This window comes from Blautia sp. HA9023, from assembly GCF_056504095.1.
In genome coordinates this window covers 54,512-73,631 of record NZ_JBWLUR010000002.1, presented here as the reverse complement: position 1 = coordinate 73,631, position 19,120 = coordinate 54,512, and the positions used below count along the sequence as shown (strand labels likewise).

The following is a 19,120-nucleotide window of genomic DNA, read 5'->3' as shown; positions in this document are numbered from 1 at the left end:
AAGGAAATGGAACAATATAATGTAACCGGTATGAGCTGCGCTGCCTGCTCGGCCCGTGTGGAAAAAGCTGTATCTAAGGTTCCGGGAGTGAACAGCTGCTCGGTCAGCCTTCTGACCAATTCTATGGGAGTGGAAGGAACCGCTTCATCCAGCGAAATCATTGCTGCTGTGGAAGCGGCCGGATATGGCGCATCTTTAAAAGGCGCTGCCGGAGAAAAAATCTCCATGTCTGCAGCGGAAGAAGCGCTGGAAGATCATGAGACCCCGGTTTTGAAAAGGCGCCTCATCGCATCCGTAGGATTTTTGCTGGTGCTGATGTACTTTTCCATGGGACATATGATGTGGGGATGGCCGCTGCCGAAATGGTTTGACGGCAACCACGTTGCCATGGGACTGGTACAGCTGCTTCTTGCAGGAATCATCATGGTGATCAACCAGAAATTCTTTATCAGCGGATTTAAGAGTCTGTGGCACCGTTCTCCGAATATGGATACTCTGGTAGCACTTGGTTCCATGGCATCTTTTCTGTGGAGTGTCTATGCACTGTTCGCCATGACAAGAGCGCAGGTAGACGGAGATTCTGCCGCAGTTATGAATTACATGATGGATTTCTATTTTGAATCCGCGGCCATGATCCTGACACTGATCACTGTAGGAAAAATGCTGGAGGCCCGTTCCAAGGGAAAAACAACCGATGCACTGAAAAGCCTCATGAAGCTGGCTCCGAAAACTGCAGTTGTAGTACGAAACGGACAGGAACTTACCGTTCCTATTGAACAGGTTCAAAAGGGAGAAACTTTTGTTGTCCGCCCGGGAGAGAATATTCCGGTAGACGGAGTAATCCTGGAAGGAACTACTGCAGTTAACGAATCCGCGCTGACCGGTGAAAGTATTCCGGTTGACAAAGAAGCCGGAGATATGGTTTCTGCGGCAACTGTGAACCAGTCCGGATTTATCAAATGTGAAGCAACCAGAGTCGGAGAGGATACCACCCTTTCCCAGATCATCAAAATGGTCAGTGACGCGGCAGCCACAAAGGCACCAATCGCAAAGATCGCAGACCGTGTTTCCGGAGTGTTTGTACCGGCAGTGATCACCATTGCAGTGATCACAACGATCATCTGGCTTCTTACAGGCCATCCTTTTGGTTATGCACTGGCAAGAGGAATTTCCGTGCTGGTTATCAGCTGTCCCTGTGCACTTGGCCTTGCAACACCGGTTGCCATTATGGTCGGTAACGGTATGGGCGCCAAGAACGGAATTCTTTTCAAAACAGCAGTTTCTCTTGAGGAAGCAGGAAAAGTCCAGATCGTCGCACTGGATAAAACCGGAACCATTACAAGCGGTCAGCCGGAAGTAACTGATATTCTTCCGGCAGAGGGAATTACAGAGACAGAACTTCTCACACTTGCCTGCGCTCTGGAGAAAAAAAGTGAACATCCTCTGGCAAAAGCAGTTCTCAAAAAAGCAGAGGAAGAGAAAATTACTGCAGGTGAAGTAACCGGATTTCAGGCGCTTCCAGGAAACGGACTTTCTGCTGTACTTGGAAGTGATAATCTGACAGGTGGAAGCATGAAATTTATCAGCAGCAAGACGAAGGTTTCCCCAGATCTTAATAAAAGAGCAAAGCAGCTTGCGGAGCAGGGAAAAACCCCTCTTCTTTTCACCAGAAACGGAAAACTTCTGGGAATTATCGCAGTTGCGGATGTGATCAAGGAAGACAGTCCCCGTGCAGTAAAAGAGCTCCAGAACATGGGAATCCGCGTGGTTATGCTTACCGGTGACAATGAGCGTACCGCAAAAGCCATCGGGGCCCAGGCAGGAGTTGACGATGTGATCGCGGGAGTACTTCCAGACGGAAAAGAGAGTGTGATCCGTGCCCTGAAAGAGCAGGGGAAAGTTGCCATGGTCGGTGACGGTATCAACGATGCGCCGGCACTTACAAGAGCAGATATCGGAATTGCCATCGGTGCAGGAACAGACATTGCCATTGATGCGGCAGATGTTGTTCTGATGAAGAGCCAGTTAAGTGATGTTCCGGCTGCAGTACGTCTGAGCCGTGCCACACTTCGGAATATCCACGAGAATCTTTTCTGGGCATTTTTCTATAATGTGATTGGGATTCCGCTGGCAGCAGGTGTCTGGATCCCGATCTTCGGGTGGACACTGAATCCGATGTTCGGAGCCGCAGCCATGAGTCTTTCCAGTTTCTGTGTTGTAATAAATGCGCTACGACTGAATCTGTTTAAGATCCATAACACAGCCAGAGACAAAGCGATTAAAAATCCGGTAACATTAAACATCACTCATGATGAAAATAAAAAAGAAGAAAAGGAGAACAAAACAATGGTAAAAGTAACAGTAAAGGTAGAAGGAATGATGTGCGGACACTGTGAGGCACACGTAAACAAAGCAATCCAGGCGGCTTTCGGTGCAGAGGACGTGGTATCTTCCCACGAGAACGGAACGACTGTATTTACAGTACCTGAGAAAGTTGACGAGGCAAAAGTCGAAGAGGTGATCAAAGAGGCTGGTTACGAGTTCAAAGGAATCACTCAGGAATAATAAAAAACGTATATTTGTCAAAGAATCAAGGCATTTAAACAATCTGAAAAGAAACAGTTCTGCATAAAAACAGAGCTGTTTCTTTTTTCTGTGTAATTGTATAGAAACCGGTATTCCGAAATATAATAAACAGAGAAAACGAATGTTGTCCTCAGATTTTCCCAGAGCAGAAAGGAGAATATTTTTGAAAAAAGATACCAGAAAACTGATCACCTGTATTGCAGTGCCCCTGGCAACAGGAGCTGTTTCCGGATTTTTTACCAGAAATGGAATGAAGGTATTTGCAAAATTAAATAAGCCGCCCTTATCACCACCTGGATGGCTGTTCCCTGTTGTATGGACGATCCTTTTTATCATGATGGGAATTGCTTCTTTCCTGATCGCATCCAGACCAAAAAGCAGAGACAGGGACAGGGTTCTTGCCTTGTACGGGATTCAGCTTGCCGTGAATTTCCTGTGGCCGTTTTTCTTCTTTGGAGCGGGATGGTATGGTTTTGCGTTTCTCTGGCTTATTTTTTTGTGGGGACTTGTGTACGGCTGCATCCGTACATTCGGGAAATTTTCCCGGAACGCTGCGTACCTGATGATCCCATATCTGGCATGGCTGACTTTTGCCGGTTACCTGAATCTGTTTATCGCACTCTGGAACTGACGGAACTTCTGTCACATACAGAAAATGTTTTCTGCTTTTATAAATCCGGCTAATATCATTATAATTTATTCTGAAAAAGCAGGAATATCCGCTGAATTGATTGTTATTTTCCACTCTCTTATGCTATACTGGTAGCGATTATGGATGTACGAACGATGACAGGAATCGTTAACACTATGGAAGCAGAGAGGAGCACATTATGAGCGGATTTTTTGGAGTAGCATCGAAAAGCGACTGCGTACTGGAACTTTTTTACGGAGTGGATTATCATTCTCATCTGGGAACACGCCGCGGCGGTATGGCTGTTTACGGAGAACATGGATTTGACCGTGCCATCCACAACATTGAAAACACACCTTTCCGTACAAAATTTGACGGGGATGTGGGTTCCATGAAGGGAAATATGGGAATCGGATGTATTTCTGATTATGAACCTCAGCCCCTTCTGTTCAGTTCCAGGATTGGAAGCTTTGCCCTTACCTTTGTGGGAAAGATCAACAATTATGATGAACTTCTGCAGCGGATGTATGATACGACCAAGGTACATTTTCAGGAGATGACCAACGGAACTGTCAATGTGACAGAGCTGATCGCTGCCCTGATCTGTGAAAAGGACAATTTTGTGGAGGGTATCCAGTATGTCCAGGGTCTGATCGACGGCTCCATGACGCTGCTTCTCATGACAAAAGACGGAATTTATGCAGCCCGGGACAAGATGGGCAGAACTCCGGTGGAGATTGGCCACAAAGAGGGGTCCTACTGTCTGTCCTTTGAGAGTCATGCCTATATTAATCTGGGTTACGAAGATTATAAGGAACTTGGCCCCGGAGAGATCGTATTTGTAACAGCAGACGGAGTTAAAACTCTGGTTGAGCCTGGAAAGAAAATGAAGATCTGTTCTTTCCTCTGGGTTTACTACGGATATCCGACAGCATCTTATGAAGGTGTAAATGTAGAGGAGATGCGCTATCGCTGCGGAAGCATGCTTGCAAAGAGAGACGGAGATTCTGTTCACCCGGATATTGTAGCAGGTGTTCCGGATTCCGGCATTGCCCATGCCATCGGATATGCAAATGAATCCGGTATTCCTTATGCAAGACCATTCATTAAATATACACCAACCTGGCCGAGATCTTTTATGCCAACCAATCAGAATCAGCGTAACCTCATCGCGAAAATGAAACTGATCCCGGTACGTGCGCTGATCAAGGACAAGAAACTTCTTCTCATTGATGATTCCATTGTACGTGGTACCCAGCTTCGTGAGACAACCGAATTCCTGTACCGTAGCGGTGCGAAGGAAGTTCACGTTCGTCCTGCCTGCCCGCCGATCATGTACGGATGTAAATACTTAAACTTCTCCCGCTCCAAATCCGAGATGGAGCTGATCGCACGTCAGGTCATCGAGAAGAGAGAAGGGCCGAACTGTCCGCAGGAAGTCCTGGATGAATATGCAGATCCGCATACAGAGAAATATGAGCAGATGGTGCAGGATATCTGTAAGATGCAGAATTTTACCAGCCTTCGCTATCACAGACTGGACGATCTTCTGGAATCCATTGGAATCGATCCGGATAATATATGTACATATTGTTTCAACGGAAAAGAATAAAAACGGAAAAGAATAAAAATACACAAAAAAAGCTTCCCTGCCAGAGTTACTTCTGGCAGGGAAGCTTTTTGCTTTCTGAATATCAGTTATTTAGTAATAATAATATCTTGTATACATACGGTAAATGTTATGAGGAAAAGTATATCTTTTTCCTTTATAAACTCTGTATGGCACAACATAGAAATAAGTGTTGCCTGAGGAAGTTAAACTTTTGACTTTTACAGAAGTTGCATTGGCAGATAAAGTTGCATAACGTTTGTAACCGGAATTGGAACTGGTAGATTTATAAACATAATATCCACTGATTCCATAAAGCTTGGACCATTTAACTGTCAATGTTGATGCTGTGCTTGATACAGTAGTTAATGTTCTTGGGGTGCATACAAATGCATCCGAATCGATACTGTAAATTCGCTGTCCATTTACCCATCTGTAGCTGTATACGGATACAAGATAAGCTGTGTTCGCACGTTTGTTTGTATAATAGTTGTTGTTGTACCTTCCACTGAGATGAATGGAAGATGCTTTCTTTTTACTGCAGTTATAGATCCGAACTTTGTATCCATCTGCATTACTTACAGATTTCCAGCTGAGAGACATACGTCCGCTACTGGTCATCTGTGCACTTCTTAAGGTCGGGATCGCCGGGCGGGTGGCCGCAGAAACCGGAATCGCAGATGAAATAAGCATCATAACTGCAAGCATACAAACCAAAAGTTTTTTGAATTTTTTCATTATTCATACCTCCTTCGTAGTTATAAGAAAATTATAAAATAGTAACGAATTTCTGTCAACATTTCTTTATAAGATTAGTTATTTTTGTCCTTATTTATTTTCACAAAAAGTTATAACAGCATTCATTTTGGCAATTAGTCAGAATGCTTTGGATGCGATACAATAAAATCACGAAGAACAAACATCGTGAAAAAAGAAAAAGGAGCGAATACATTATGGTAAAGTTATATGATGGCGGCGCATATCTGGTAAATGGAACAGAGATCGTACCGGAAGCAGAAGCAGCCAAAGTGGAAGCACTCACTGGAAAAAAAGCAGAGAAATCTGAAGCAAGAAAGGGCACCATGGCTTACGGCATCATGGAGGCACACAACACATCAGGAAACATGGAAAGCACTGCTGAATCTGGATAAAGTAATTACATTCGGAAGTGTGGAAGGCAGATACGATGTCTGTATCGAAGACACCGGGAAAGATGAACTGGTAAAAACATTAAAAAAGCTGTACGAACCAGTTGGACTGGAAAAAGAAACTGTCAGATAACTCCCGGTTGCATTTTGGGGACCTGCGGCTTATAATAAAATGCGGATATATCTTTTGTGGTATATCCGTGTTTTTTATATCATAAAAAATTTTATTCAGGAGGAAAAACATGATTTCTCTCGTAAAAGCCATAATATTTGATGCGGACGGTGTCCTTCTGGACTCTCTTTCTATCTGGAGGGAACTTGGAAAACGATATATTACAGATCTTGGATATCACCCAATTGCGGGAATGGAAGAGATCCTTTTTCCCATGAGTATGGAGCAGGGAGCGGCATGGCTGAAAAGCAGGTTCGCTCTTGGGTTTTCCGAAGAAAAGATCGTGGAGGATCTGAAAGTTCGGATCCAAAACTACTATTTTGAAGAAGTTCCTGCAAAATCAGGTGCCAGAGAACTTTTTCAATATCTTGCTAGCCAGAAAATCCCGGCTGTGGTGGCAACTTCAAGCCCAAAAGAACATATCCGCCGGGCACTAAAGCGAAACGGACTTCTTCCTTTTTTAAAAGAAATTTATACCACCAGTGAGATCGGAGAAAGCAAATATTCTCCGAAGATCTATCTTACAGCAGCGAAAGTGCTGGGAACGGAGCCATCCATGACACTGGTAGTGGAAGATTCTCTCTATGCACTGCAGACCGCAGGAAAAGCAGGATTTCTGACTGCAGGCATCTATGACGCATTGGGAGAACCGGATCAGGAGCAGCTAAAAAAGGACGCACATATCTACTGCCAAAATCTGACAGAGTTACAGAATTATATATTTACAGAAAACGGAGGAAACGAAAAATGAAAACAGCATTAACCATCGCAGGCAGCGATTCCAGCGGAGGCGCAGGGATCCAGGCCGATATCAAAACCATGATGGCAAACGGGGTATACGCCATGAGTGCCATCACCGCACTGACTGCCCAGAATACCACCGGTGTCGCAGCCATCCAGAATGCAACGGCAGAATTTCTTGGTCAGGAGCTGGATAGTATTTTTACAGATATTTTTCCGGATGCAGTAAAGATCGGAATGGTTTCCGAAAGTGATCTGATCCGCATGATCGCCAAAAAGCTCCGGCAGTATCAGGCGAAAAATATCATAGTGGATCCGGTTATGGTGGCTACCAGCGGCGCAAGGCTGATCAGTGAAGAAGCTGTGGATGTTCTGAAAGAAGAACTGTTTCCTCTTGCGGATCTTCTCACTCCCAATATCCCGGAAACGGAAGTGCTTACCGGACGAAAGATCAGAAACACCGATGATATGATCGAAGCTGCAAAACAGGTTTCCGAACAGTATCACTGTGCAGTTCTTTGCAAAGGCGGCCATAAGCTTAATGATGCCAATGATCTTCTCTATGAGGATGGAACATATCAGTGGTTTGAGGGAAAAAGGATCGACAATCCCAACACCCACGGAACAGGATGTACTCTTTCCTCGGCCATCGCATCCAACCTTGCAAAAGGATTTTCCATGGTGGAATCTGTAAATCGTGCCAAAGACTATATTTCCGGAGCTCTTGCTGCCATGCTGGATCTCGGAAAAGGAAGCGGTCCTATGGATCATGGTTTTGCAGTAAAGAACAGTTATACAGAGGAGGCATAAGGTTATGACAGTTACAGAACGGATTACCGCTCTTCGAAAACAGATGAAAGAAAAGGGAATCGATGCTTATCTGGTTCCGACCGATGATTTCCACGGTTCCGAGTATGTGGGAGATTATTTTAAATGCAGGAAATATATTACCGGATTTACCGGTTCTGCCGGAACTGCTGTCATCATGCCGGATATGGCGGGACTCTGGACAGACGGAAGATATTTTATCCAGGCCGCACAGCAGTTAGAGGGAACACCGGTTACCCTGTTTAAGATGGGGGAACCGGATGTACCGACGATCCATAAATTTCTGGAAGAAAACCTGAAAGAAGGGATGTGCCTCGGCTTCGACGGCCGTACTGTCAGCGCAGAGGAAGCCGGGAAATTGAAAAAAATCCTTCTGGGAAAACAGGTACGTTTTTCTGTAAATGAGGATCTGATCGGAAATATCTGGGATGACCGTCCGGCACTTTCCTGTGAACCGGTAATGGAATTATCCGAAAAATGGGCTGGAAGATCCAGAGCAGACAAGATCCGGGAAATCCGCAGCAAACTGAAAGAAAAAGACGCAGATCTCTTTGTCCTCACGTCACTGGATGATATTGCGTGGCTTTTGAACATTCGCGGAAATGATATCCACTGCTGCCCGGTAGTGCTTTCCTATCTTGTAATGGATGAGAAAGAAATCCGGTTTTTTGCCAATGAGAGGGCTTTTCCGGATTCTGTAAAAGAAGCTCTGGCCATAGATGGCGTTACCATCTATCCATATGATGATATTTACACTTATGTGCAGACGATCCCTGAATCGAAAAGGGTTTATCTTTCAAAAAGTAATGTAAACAGCCGTCTGGTCAGCAGCATTCCGGATGGAGTAACAATCCTGAATGGAGAAAACCTGTCCCTTCTTCCAAAAGCCATCAAAAATGAGATCGAAGTCCAGAATGAAAAAACAGCCCACATCAAAGACGGCGTGGCAATGGTAAAATTTATCCACTGGCTGAAAAAGAATGTGGGAAAGCAGGAGATCACCGAGCTTTCCGCAGCGGACAAACTCTATGAGTTCCGCTCCGGACAAGAGAACTTCCAGGGGAACAGCTTTGATCCCATTATTGCCTACGGTGCACATGGAGCTATTGTTCATTACAGTGCCACAGAAGAAACCAGTATTCCTCTGAAACCAGAGGGACTGGTTCTGATGGATACCGGCGGCCATTATCTGGAGGGAACCACAGACATCACCCGCACCGTTGTACTTGGCCCGGTTACCCAAAAAGAAAAGAAATATTTCACAGCAGTACTTCGTGGGCACCTGAACCTTGCAGCCGCAAAATTCCGCTATGGCTGTACCGGACTGAATCTGGATGCCCTGGCAAGAGGACCACTCTGGGCTATGGGAGAGGATTACAATCACGGAACCGGTCATGGCGTAGGATATCTTCTCAATGTACACGAAGGTCCTCAGAGCTTCCGCTGGAAAAATCTCGTGGATCGTCCGGCTCCTGTTCTGGAAGAAGGAATGATCACCTCCGATGAACCAGGATACTATGCGGAAAATGAATTTGGTATCCGCCATGAAAACCTTGTGGTCTGCAAAAAGGCCGAAAAAACAGCCTACGGTCAGTTTATGAAATTTGAACCTCTGACGCTGGTACCCTTTGACCTGGAAGGTATAGATCCCGAACAGATGGAAACCGGAGAGCGCACACTGCTCAACCAGTATCATGCCTTTGTATATGAGAAAATTTCTCCGTATCTGGATGAGGATGAAAAAGGCTGGTTAAAAGAAGCCACACAGGCAATATAAACCGGAATGAAATTTTATAGTCTGGAATTAACCTTTATATTTAACAAAAAATCCTTGACCTGAACCTGAGTTTAGTTTGTATCATAAAAGCAGTGAGATTTTTTATGAATATAACACAGGAGGGATTACAAATGGCACACAAAAAAATCGTACCTGGAACAGGTGGAGAACATTACATTCCTTATAGGGACCGTTCCGGAGAAAAATCCACCGTATATTTTACAGAGGATCTTTCCGCAGAGGGACTGAAGAAGATTTTTGAGCGTGTAAGCGGCAGCCTTAAGGGTAAGATTGCAGTCAAGCTTCACACAGGAGAGCAGCATGGACCGAATATCATCCCTGCACCGTGGGTAAAAGAACTGATCGCAGATAAGATCCCGGAAGCCCATATCGTAGAGACAAACACCTACTACGAGGGAGACCGTTACACAACGGAGAAGCATCGTGAAACTCTGAAGGTAAATGGCTGGACATTCTGCCCGGTAGATATCCTGGATGAGGACGGAACTGCCAAGTTCCCGGTAAAAGGCGTATTGTATTTATCAACGTTCTTCGAAATATGTCTGTTTCCTGCGACTGTGAGGGTGTTGGAGCAGCACCTGTCGTAACACCGAATATCGGAATCGTGGCATCTACAGATATCCTTGCAGCAGACCAGGCTTCTGTAGATCTTGTGTATGCACTGAAGGATTCTGATCATAAAGATCTGGTAGAGAGGATCGAGACACGTCACGGACTTCGCCAGCTCAGCTATATGAAAGAAATGCACATGGGAAATGACAGATATCATCTTATCAACATTGATGAGGATGATAAAGAGATCCTCCCTGCAGATGCCGTAAAGAATGTAAAATCATTTCAGGGATAAGAATATTTCATAAAATGTGAAGAAGCAGTCAAGCGGATATTCGCAATCCGCTTCGCTACTTGCTTGATTTGGTTAAAACAGAAAAGGGCGCATGTATCCATAAAATGTGGAATTTCATGCGCTCATTTTTGTGTTATAATATAGAAAAATACAAACAGCGAGGTACTTAATGCCTATGAAAACAGAAAACAAAACCAATCACTACATCGATCTACATGCACATCTGGATGGCTGTATTACCGTGGATATTGCAAAAAAACTTGCCGCATTGCAGCAGATCACACTTCCGGCTGCAACAGACGAGGAACTTCTTTCCCTTCTTTCCGTTCCGGATACCTGCGAAAATCTCAATGATTTTCTGAAATGCTTTGACCTGCCTCTTTCCCTTCTTCAGACAGAAGAAGCACTGGAAGAAGCCGTTTATCTTATCCTTTCTGAAATGAGAAAAGACGGTGTGATCTACGCAGAACTTCGTTTTGCACCACAGTTCCATACACAAAAAGGAATGACCCAGGAAACGGCGATCCAGTCTGCATTACGTGGCCTGAAAAAATCTCCGATTCCAGGCAATCTGATCTTATGCTGCATGCGTGGAAGCTCCAATCAGCAGGAAAATATGGAAACTCTGGACTTGGCCCGCAGATATCTCACAGAGGATGGAGGAGTAGTTGCCGTGGATCTTGCAGGTGCAGAAGCACTTTTTCCAACAGAAAGCTATAAGAATCTTTTTGCGAAAGCAAAAGAGTACAACGTTCCATTTACGATCCATGCAGGTGAAGCCGGCGATGCCGAGGATGTCAAAACAGCCATCCGTATGGGAGCATCCAGGATCGGGCATGGAGTGCGTATCGCAGGAAATGAAGAGGTGATCCAACTTGTAAAAAACAGCGGGATTTTTCTGGAAATGTGTCCCACAAGCAACCGGCAGACCAGGGCAGTGGAAGATATGTTTTCCTATCCGTTGAAAAATTTTCTGGAACAGGGACTTAAGGTAACACTAAATACAGATGATCCTGCCATTGAAAGAACAACCCTTTCCCATGAGTTTCAGTATATGGATTCCCTGTTAAACCTTACAGAGGAACAGAAAAAACAGTTGCTCCTGAATTCCGTGGAAGCAGCATTTACTTCCGGTAAACGAAAAAGGGAGCTGAAAGAACAGTTTCTCTTTTAAAACGGATAAATTTTTTATGAATATATAGCTGCCGGATGTGCTCAGTTTTTTAAGGGAGAAAACAATCTCAGTAACCTGATCAGCCTGGAAAACGGAACCATCTATATCAGTGCAACTGAAACGGCTCTTCACTGCTATCTGTTTGAGGCGGTCCGGGATTTCAATATCCTGTACCCGAACGTACATTTTAAAATTCTGAATAACAGTACGACAGATTCCGTAAATGCTCTGAAAGAGGGCAAAGTAGACCTGGCTGTTGTGTCGGCAACCTTGCAGGTAACCCCTCCTCTGAAAATGAAGATCGTAAAAAAATACAGGGACATCCTGATCGGTGGAAACAGATTTGAAAAGCTGAAAAACAGGGAAATTTGTGGGGAAAATTGTGCTTAATGAAATTTATGGAAAGAAAAATCTTCCAGGTTCATGAACTCCTGCGGATAACCTCTTTTCAAAATAGCAGAAATATTGTATTATGGTAACAATTCGGGTTTTTATCCGATATTATCGTATGATAAAAAATTCTGTTACGAGGAGGATTTATGTTCGAAACGATCATTGACGCAATCAACACGTTTCTCTACAGCAAATTACTGATTGTAATATTGATTGGTTCCGGCATCTACTTTACTGTCCGGACCAGATTTCCACAGGTACGTTTATTCAAAAACGCCTGCAGCGCTGTAATGGAGAAACCAGAGGGAGACGAAAGTGTATCATCCTTTCAGGCACTGATGGTCTCCACGGCATCTCGTGTAGGGACAGGCAACATTGTAGGAGTATCTTCTGCCATCTGTATCGGTGGTGTGGGCTCCGTATTCTGGATGTGGATCATTGCCATTCTTGGAAGCGCATCAGCTCTGGCAGAGAGTACACTGGCGCAGATATATAAGAAAAAAGGAAAAGACGGCCAGTGCTACGGCGGCCCGGCGTATTACATAGAGGCGGCATTGCACAGCAGAGGACTGGCAGTGGTTTTCTGTATAGCCATGATCCTGACTTACGCGTTTGGATTTAATATGCTGGCCTCCTATAATCTGCAGTCTACATTTTCCGGTCAGCCATTTTATAATGCAGAGATCACGCCATGGATCATTGGAGGAATTCTGGCGCTGGTAACGGGATGGTGTCTGCTGGGTGGCGGTAACAGAATTGTGAAAGTAACTTCTACTTTAGTGCCATTTATGGGCATTGTATATATTCTGATATCCCTGCTGGTAGTGGTACTAAATATCGGACAGCTTCCATCGGTACTGGCACAGATCTTTGAAGAAGCATTTGATTTTAAAGCAATTTTTGCCGGATTTGCCGGATCAGCTATGATGCAGGGAATACGAAGAGGTCTGTATTCCAATGAAGCAGGTATCGGTTCTGCCCCCAATGCGGCGGCGTCTGCAATGGTCAGTCATCCGGTTAAACAGGGACTGGTACAGATGCTGTCTGTGTTTATTGACACATTATTATTGTGCACTGCAACTGCCATGATGTGTCTGGTATCTGGTGTGACACCGGCAAAAGAGCTTCAGGGAGCACCGTGGGTGCAGGCAGCACTTCACAAGACTCTTGGTTCTTTTGGACCATATTTTATTATGATCGCAATGGTATTATTTGCTTTCACTACATTGCTGGGAAATTGCTTCTATTGTGATAATCTGCTGACTTATATCCTTAAAAAGCAGCCGGGTAAGAAATTCATGACGGGATTTCGCCTTGTATCAGCACTGGTGGTGTTTTTGGGAGCGGGAATGGAGATGACATTACTGTGGCACATCTCTGATGTACTGATGGGAGTAATGGCACTGATCAACATTCCGGTGATCCTGCTATTGTCCAACACCGTATTGAAAGCATTAAAGGATTACGAAGGACAGATCCGGCAGAAAAAAAATCCTGTATTCTTCAGTAAAAATATTGATCTGAAGCAAAAAACAGATTACTGGAATTAAAGCACCTGTGAATAGCAGTAAAATGTAATATAACAGTAAAAATAGCAGATAACATACCACTATATTATATGCGGAGGATACCTTGCTGTGTTCTCCGTTTTTTCACATAATTAAAGATAACTATTTCACATAAATTATACTTGAGGTAACACTACTGAAATAAGGAGTGGAAAACTATGATCTATACATGCAAATATAAATCACCGTTAGGAGAAATTTTACTGGCAGCAGATGAAATTGGACTTACAGGCTTATGGTTTGAAGGACAGAAATACTTTGCGAATACACTTCCGGACGAGAGGATTTCACAGGAAACGGAGATTCTTTCAGAAGCAAAAAAATGGCTGGATATCTATTTCTCCGGTGAAAAGCCAACATTTACACCTCCTCTTCATCCTGCGGGATCAACATTCAGACAAGCTGTGTGGCAGATTTTATCAGAGATTCCTTACGGACAAACGATCACATATGGAGAAATTGCCAGTAAAATAGCTGAAAGAGAAAATATTTCCCATATGTCCGCCCAGGCTGTTGGTGGTGCAGTTGGACATAATGAAATTTCTATTATCATTCCATGCCATCGTGTAGTAGGCACAAATGGCAGTCTCACAGGATATGCAGGAGGAATTGATAGAAAAATTTCACTGCTTAAGCTGGAACATGCAGATATGAGCCGTTTCTTTGTACCAAAGAAAGGCACTGCACTGTAACATATACTTGAAAAATCTGCATAAAAAATAGAAAAGTGATGTCATATGGGAAGATAAAACTATATGGTATCGCTTTTTTTATGTTATACTGTTTTTATTAAAAATAATATCTATCGAATAAATTGACAGCAAAGGAGCAAGCATGAAGGGGAACATCATTTACAAAAAAATAATCCCTGCCAGATCTCCGGAATATGCAGAGTTTCCCAAAAGCCTGCATCCGGATATCCAGGATTTTCTGTCCGGCCAGAATATAAAGTCTCTCTATACCCACCAGGCAGAAGCTTTTTCCCATGCTATGGCTGGAGAAAATATCGTGATCACCACACCTACCGCCAGTGGTAAATCCCTGTGCTTTTATCTGCCGGTGGTTCAGGAAATCCTGAAAGATCCTGTGACCCGTGCGATCTTTATTTATCCCACGAAGGCCCTGGCAGCTGATCAGTACCGTGCGCTGATCCCCTGGATGGAAGCACTTGGGGAACATCGTTTATCTGTCGGCGTATATGACGGAGATACACCGCCTGCTGAGCGAAAAAGGATCCGGGAACGTGCCAATATCATCCTTACCAATCCGGATATGTTAAACGGCTCCATGCTTCCAAATCACAGCAAATATGGATTCGACTTTATTTTTTCCAATCTGAAATACATTATTCTGGATGAACTGCATGTATACAGAGGAGCTTTTGGTTCTCATCTGGCCAATGTATTTCGCCGTTTATCCAGGATCTGCAGATATTACCACTCAGATCCTCAGTTTTTATGCAGTTCCGCCACCATTGCCAATCCCCTGGAACTTGCGGAAAAGATCTGCGGAAGATCTTTTATCAATATCGCCAGAAGCGGTGCAGGAATATCAGAGCGGATCTATTGCCTGGTCCAGCCAGAAGAGAAACTGAATAAAGATGGCATCCCCTACGGAAAAGAATCTGTTATAAATGTTGCAGCGGACCTTCTTCCTCAGCTGATGGAACGAAGGGAGAGCTTTCTGGCATTTGCCAGATCCAGAAAAAATGTGGAGATCCTGGTGAAAGAAACCAGAGACCATCTGGATGCGGCAGGGTTCTTAGGGACAGCCAGAAAAGAAGAAATCTCCGGGTACCGTGGCGGTTACACTCCTCTGGAGAGAAAAAGCATCGAACAGCGTATGATCTCAGGGGATCTTCTTGGCCTTGTATCCACCAATGCATTAGAACTGGGAATCGATATCGGAAAGATCAGTACAACGGTACTGGCCGGTTATCCGGGAACAAGAGCATCTTTCTGGCAGCAGACAGGCCGTGCAGGACGAGGAAGTGGAAAATGCACCAATTATCTGATTCTTGCCAATCTTCCCATGGATCAGTATATCGCTCTGGAACCGGAATGGCTTTTTGAACACAGCAGTGAAAATGCCATCGTTGATCCAGACAATCTTCTGATCCAGCTTGCACATATCCGGGCTGCGGCAGCGGAACTTCCGTTAACCCTGGATGATGGTGCATTATTCCCGGATCTTGGGGAGACGATCCCTGTACTTATGAAAGTAGATGAAGTCCGGAATATGGGAGGCCGCTTCGCCTGGTCAGGAGGACTTTATCCTGTAGGAGAATTTTCCCTCCGGAATATTGATCAGAACAAGTATCAGCTCATTAACAAGGAAACCGGAAAAAATATCACGGAGATGGATGAGGAACAGGCTTTTCATGAGATCCATGAAGGTGCCGTTTACATGGCACGACGGAGATTTTTACCAGGTTGTAAAAATGAACCTGGAAAGCAAGATCGTGGAAGCTGTGCCATTTCATGGAAACTATTACACAGTACCTGGAAGCGAGACCAATATCCGTATCATACACAGACATAAAAAGCAGCAGTGGGAGAGAAGTGAACTTTCTTTTGGAGATGTAAATATTGCAGATTTTGTATACATGTATAAAAAAATGCAGTTCCATAATCATCAGAACCTGGGTTTTGAACAGCTCACGAAACCACTTTCCAAGAATTACGACACAGAAGCTACCTGGCTCAGACTTCCTGAAAATGTGGTCAGACAGTACCGCAATCTCTTACAGCCGGACAGAAACGGTTATTATGTAAGAAATAACCACTTTGAAGGTCTGATGTTTGCGTTGAAAAATGCAGCTCTGATGGTGACAATGACAGAAGGTTCCGATCTTGGGGTGGCAATGTCCACCAATGCACTGGAACTTTCCGGAAGCACTTCTGAGGAGGTTTCTCTCTATTTTTACGACCGTTATGTAGGAGGCCTTGGATTTGCAGAAAAGATCTATGATCTGATCCCCAAAGTGACAGAACAGGCTATCCGAATGGTTTCCGGCTGCAGGTGCAAAAACGGCTGTGCAGTCTGTATTGGAAATGACAGGCTTGACCGGAACGTGATCCTGTGGGGGCTGAAAAATTTATCTGAAGAATCGGAACTGACCGTGCAGAAAACGAGGAATATTTCTTATCCGGATGAAAAGAATACAGAATGGAATCGATCAGGACAACGGGAATTCACATTATCTGATCTGCAGGAGAAGTGGGTTTTATTCTGCAATCGGGTCAAAGAAAATAATAATACATTTGCAGGATTTTTCTCAATGGTATCCGGACTGGAAGTCAAAGCCTCCTCTCTGATCCTCTATCTGAGAGATCCGTTTTATGCAGAATGGGCCAATATGCAGGAGAACCGAACAGGAATCTCCAATGTGCTCAGTACTTACGTCTTTCTTCCGGTTGATTTCCGCTTTGCGATCCTTACAGATACAGAGAAACCGGAAGATATGCTAAAACGTGAAAAAATGATGCGCAGATATCACACTCTGAAAAAGGATGAAACATATGGAACTGAATGATTATCAGAAAACAGCGGTTCTGGATGAACATAATGCCTGCCTGGTCCGCGCAAACGTAGGAAGCGGAAAAACAACGGTTCTTATCGAAAAGATCCGTTATCTTCACCAGCAGAAAAAAATCCCCCTGGAAAATATGATCGTTCTGACCTTTACAAATAAAGCAGCAGGCGAGATCAAAAACAGGCTGAAGATCCAAAATATAGAAGAAAACCCCTCGTCTCTTTTCTATGGAACATTCCACGGCATTGCCCTAAAGCTCCTTCAGGAAGTGCTTCCATTAGAAGAACTTGGCTACACAAAAGATTTCCAGGTCTGTCTGCCTGAAGAAGAACTGGAACTTGCCAATCAGCTGATCCACCAGCATACTCTCAGGATCAAATATAAAAACCGTCTTCGAAAAAGACTGGATCATAAATACAGGTCAGCCACATCCAGACAGCCCGGATACCAGGACGATTTTCCGAAACTGGTAACTCTCCTTACAGAAGAAAAACGGAAACAGAACAAAATGAGCTACGAAGACCTGTTGCAGTGTGCCACGAAACTTCTGAAAGATCATCCACAGCAACTTTTGCAGCTGAAATGGATCATCATTGATGAAGTGCAGGACTGCGATGAACTTCAGTTTGAACTGATTCGTCAATTAAAAAGACCGGAAGTCGGGCTTTTTGCAGTGGGCGATCCCAATCAGGTGATCTACAGCTGGCGTGGAAGTATGTTCAATATTTTTTATAAATTCCGTGAATTGTATCACGCAGAAGAACTATCCCTTCCTGTAAATTACCGTTCTTCCCAGACGATCCTGGCAGTTTCCAGAAGATTTCAGGAATCCGGGGATTCTCTTACCGGCGTACAGGAAGAAGGAGAAAAAATCTCTGTCAAAAATCATTACGATCCTTTTCAGGAAGCAGAATATCTGGCAGAAAAGATCCTTGCTCTTCATGAAAGAGGCGTTCCACTTGAGGAGGTCGCAGTGTTTTACAGGCTTCAGAGCCAGTCAGAGATCCTTTCAAAAGTTCTGGAAAAACATCAGATCCCATATGAAATCTCTCAGAAGAAAATCATTCAGGATATTCCGGTTCTTGCCTGGTTTCTTCATATACTGCGTTTTTTAAGCAATCATGAGGATCTTACCAGCGGAACTTATGTCCTTTGCGACAAAACTTTCGGGGAAGGATGGAACTCAAAAAAAGCCCGGACAGAGATTCTGAATTTTACACAAGGGAGTGTATTTCTCTCGAAATCCTTACTTTTTCAGGCCATGTGGGAGTATCGGGACACAGGCTCCGGCTACATAAATCTGTGGGAACAGCTTTCTCTGGAAAAATATCTCCGACCGTCTTCCAGCGACTATAAAGAAAACAGGAGGCAAATCCTTTCCCTGTTAAAGAAAATGGAATCCTATCACAGTATCAGGGATTTTCTTAATGATCTTGTACTGAATGGCATGGAACCGGAAAAAGATGCGGTTTCCGGAGAATCTGTAAAACTGATGACGCTCCATGCCTCCAAAGGGCTGGAATTCGATTACGTATTTATCATTGGTGTAAATGATGGGCTGATTCCCTTAAATAGCCGTGATGCTTCTACAGAAGAGGAAGAGAGGAGACTGTTTTATGTGGGAATGACAAGAGCAAGGAAATTCCTGGAATTATCTTTTTACATCAATCCCGGAACTGCGCGGGTATTTCCAGGTCCAGGTCGCTACCTTTCCAGTCTTCCGGAGAAATATCTTGCCCATCCGGCAGATGCCACAAGAGATACAAAAGAAGCTGCCCGGCACCTTCAGGACCTGAAAAAGATGATCCTGGAAGAAAAACTCCGAAAATTGGAAACACCGAAAGAATATGCCAGATCCCAGGAACAGGAAACTTCTTTATCCCCAGATGAAAAGACAGCATTGCCGGAAAACATCCCACCAGAAACACCAAAACAACTTGTAGAACATCCCAAATACGGCCGCGGGTCCATTATCTCCGAAACCGAAGATACCATTGTGATACAATTTGATGATTACGGCGAAAAAGAAATGCTAAAAGCCTTTTCACAGTTGAAAAAAATTCCAAACAATAATTGACAAATTTTCCGTA

17 protein-coding genes are annotated in these 19,120 nt (G+C 44.1%); 16 read left to right on the top strand and 1 reads right to left on the bottom strand.

Translation table 11 applies throughout. The features are described 5' to 3' along the window. Nucleotides 1–6: 6 nt before the first annotated feature. From AC04Q6_RS01785 to AC04Q6_RS01775, 3 genes are all read left to right on the top strand, one after another. A complete protein-coding gene (locus AC04Q6_RS01785) occupies nt 7–2,565 on the top strand; it encodes a heavy metal translocating P-type ATPase (protein WP_118071429.1) in 2,559 nt (852 codons plus the stop codon). 184 nt (nt 2,566–2,749) lie between these two features. Then, on the top strand, nt 2,750–3,217 hold the full coding sequence (locus AC04Q6_RS01780) for a TspO/MBR family protein (RefSeq protein ID WP_021976944.1): 468 nt from the start codon (nt 2,750–2,752) through the stop codon (nt 3,215–3,217). Nucleotides 3,218–3,416: 199 nt separating this feature from the next. Further along, complete coding sequence (locus tag AC04Q6_RS01775; RefSeq protein ID WP_021976945.1) at nt 3,417–4,829, top strand: amidophosphoribosyltransferase; 1,413 nt, start codon at nt 3,417–3,419, stop codon at nt 4,827–4,829. A 90-nt stretch (nt 4,830–4,919) separates the two neighbouring features. On the opposite strand, the gene AC04Q6_RS01770 is transcribed toward AC04Q6_RS01775, so the two are convergent. Next, the gene (locus AC04Q6_RS01770) at nt 4,920–5,564 is read right to left on the bottom strand and encodes a fibronectin type III domain-containing protein (RefSeq protein ID WP_118071427.1); all 645 of its coding nucleotides are present in this window, start codon (nt 5,562–5,564) and stop codon (nt 4,920–4,922) included. Nucleotides 5,565–5,779: 215 nt separating this feature from the next. On the opposite strand from AC04Q6_RS01770, the gene AC04Q6_RS01765 reads away from it, so the two are divergent. The 13 genes from AC04Q6_RS01765 to AC04Q6_RS01705 all read left to right on the top strand — a co-directional run bounded on the left by AC04Q6_RS01765 (nt 5,780) and on the right by AC04Q6_RS01705 (nt 19,107). After that, a complete protein-coding gene (locus AC04Q6_RS01765) occupies nt 5,780–5,977 on the top strand; it encodes a hypothetical protein (protein ID WP_118071426.1) in 198 nt (65 codons plus the stop codon). A 239-nt stretch (nt 5,978–6,216) separates the two neighbouring features. Beyond that, nucleotides 6,217–6,897, top strand: coding sequence for an HAD family hydrolase (locus AC04Q6_RS01760; protein WP_118071425.1), 681 nt, complete (start codon nt 6,217–6,219; stop codon nt 6,895–6,897). After that, entirely contained in the window at nt 6,894–7,697 is an 804-nt protein-coding gene (gene thiD / locus AC04Q6_RS01755; RefSeq protein ID WP_118071424.1) for a bifunctional hydroxymethylpyrimidine kinase/phosphomethylpyrimidine kinase, read from the top strand. Before AC04Q6_RS01760 ends, thiD begins: the two co-directional genes overlap by 4 nt. A gap of 4 nt (nt 7,698–7,701) precedes the next feature. Continuing rightward, nucleotides 7,702–9,492 (top strand): aminopeptidase P family protein, encoded by a 1,791-nt coding sequence (locus tag AC04Q6_RS01750; RefSeq protein ID WP_118071423.1) that lies wholly within the window; start codon nt 7,702–7,704, stop codon nt 9,490–9,492. A 131-nt stretch (nt 9,493–9,623) separates the two neighbouring features. Next, nucleotides 9,624–10,100, top strand: coding sequence for a hypothetical protein (locus tag AC04Q6_RS01745; RefSeq protein ID WP_207660370.1), 477 nt, complete (start codon nt 9,624–9,626; stop codon nt 10,098–10,100). After that, nucleotides 10,052–10,360, top strand: a complete 309-nt coding sequence (locus tag AC04Q6_RS01740; RefSeq protein WP_442863156.1) for a hypothetical protein — start codon at nt 10,052–10,054, stop codon at nt 10,358–10,360. The genes AC04Q6_RS01745 and AC04Q6_RS01740 overlap by 49 nt, the downstream gene beginning before the upstream one ends. A 175-nt stretch (nt 10,361–10,535) precedes the next feature. Next, complete coding sequence (gene add, locus AC04Q6_RS01735; protein WP_242997058.1) at nt 10,536–11,534, top strand: adenosine deaminase; 999 nt, start codon at nt 10,536–10,538, stop codon at nt 11,532–11,534. 9 nt (nt 11,535–11,543) lie between these two features. Then, nucleotides 11,544–11,924, top strand: coding sequence for a LysR substrate-binding domain-containing protein (locus AC04Q6_RS01730; protein WP_334300540.1), 381 nt, complete (start codon nt 11,544–11,546; stop codon nt 11,922–11,924). 149 nt (nt 11,925–12,073) lie between these two features. Continuing rightward, nucleotides 12,074–13,477, top strand: coding sequence for an alanine/glycine:cation symporter family protein (locus tag AC04Q6_RS01725; RefSeq protein WP_021976961.1), 1,404 nt, complete (start codon nt 12,074–12,076; stop codon nt 13,475–13,477). Nucleotides 13,478–13,653: 176 nt separating this feature from the next. After that, the gene (locus tag AC04Q6_RS01720; protein ID WP_118062853.1) at nt 13,654–14,187 is read left to right on the top strand and encodes a methylated-DNA--[protein]-cysteine S-methyltransferase; all 534 of its coding nucleotides are present in this window, start codon (nt 13,654–13,656) and stop codon (nt 14,185–14,187) included. A 142-nt stretch (nt 14,188–14,329) separates the two neighbouring features. Further along, entirely contained in the window at nt 14,330–16,036 is a 1,707-nt protein-coding gene (locus AC04Q6_RS01715) for a DEAD/DEAH box helicase (protein ID WP_476389494.1), read from the top strand. After that, nucleotides 15,936–17,030, top strand: a complete 1,095-nt coding sequence (locus tag AC04Q6_RS01710; protein WP_476389493.1) for a Zn-binding domain-containing protein — start codon at nt 15,936–15,938, stop codon at nt 17,028–17,030. Before AC04Q6_RS01715 ends, AC04Q6_RS01710 begins: the two co-directional genes overlap by 101 nt. Then, the gene (locus tag AC04Q6_RS01705) at nt 17,017–19,107 is read left to right on the top strand and encodes an ATP-dependent helicase (protein ID WP_242997057.1); all 2,091 of its coding nucleotides are present in this window, start codon (nt 17,017–17,019) and stop codon (nt 19,105–19,107) included. The genes AC04Q6_RS01710 and AC04Q6_RS01705 overlap by 14 nt, the downstream gene beginning before the upstream one ends. Nucleotides 19,108–19,120 lie beyond the last annotated feature (13 nt).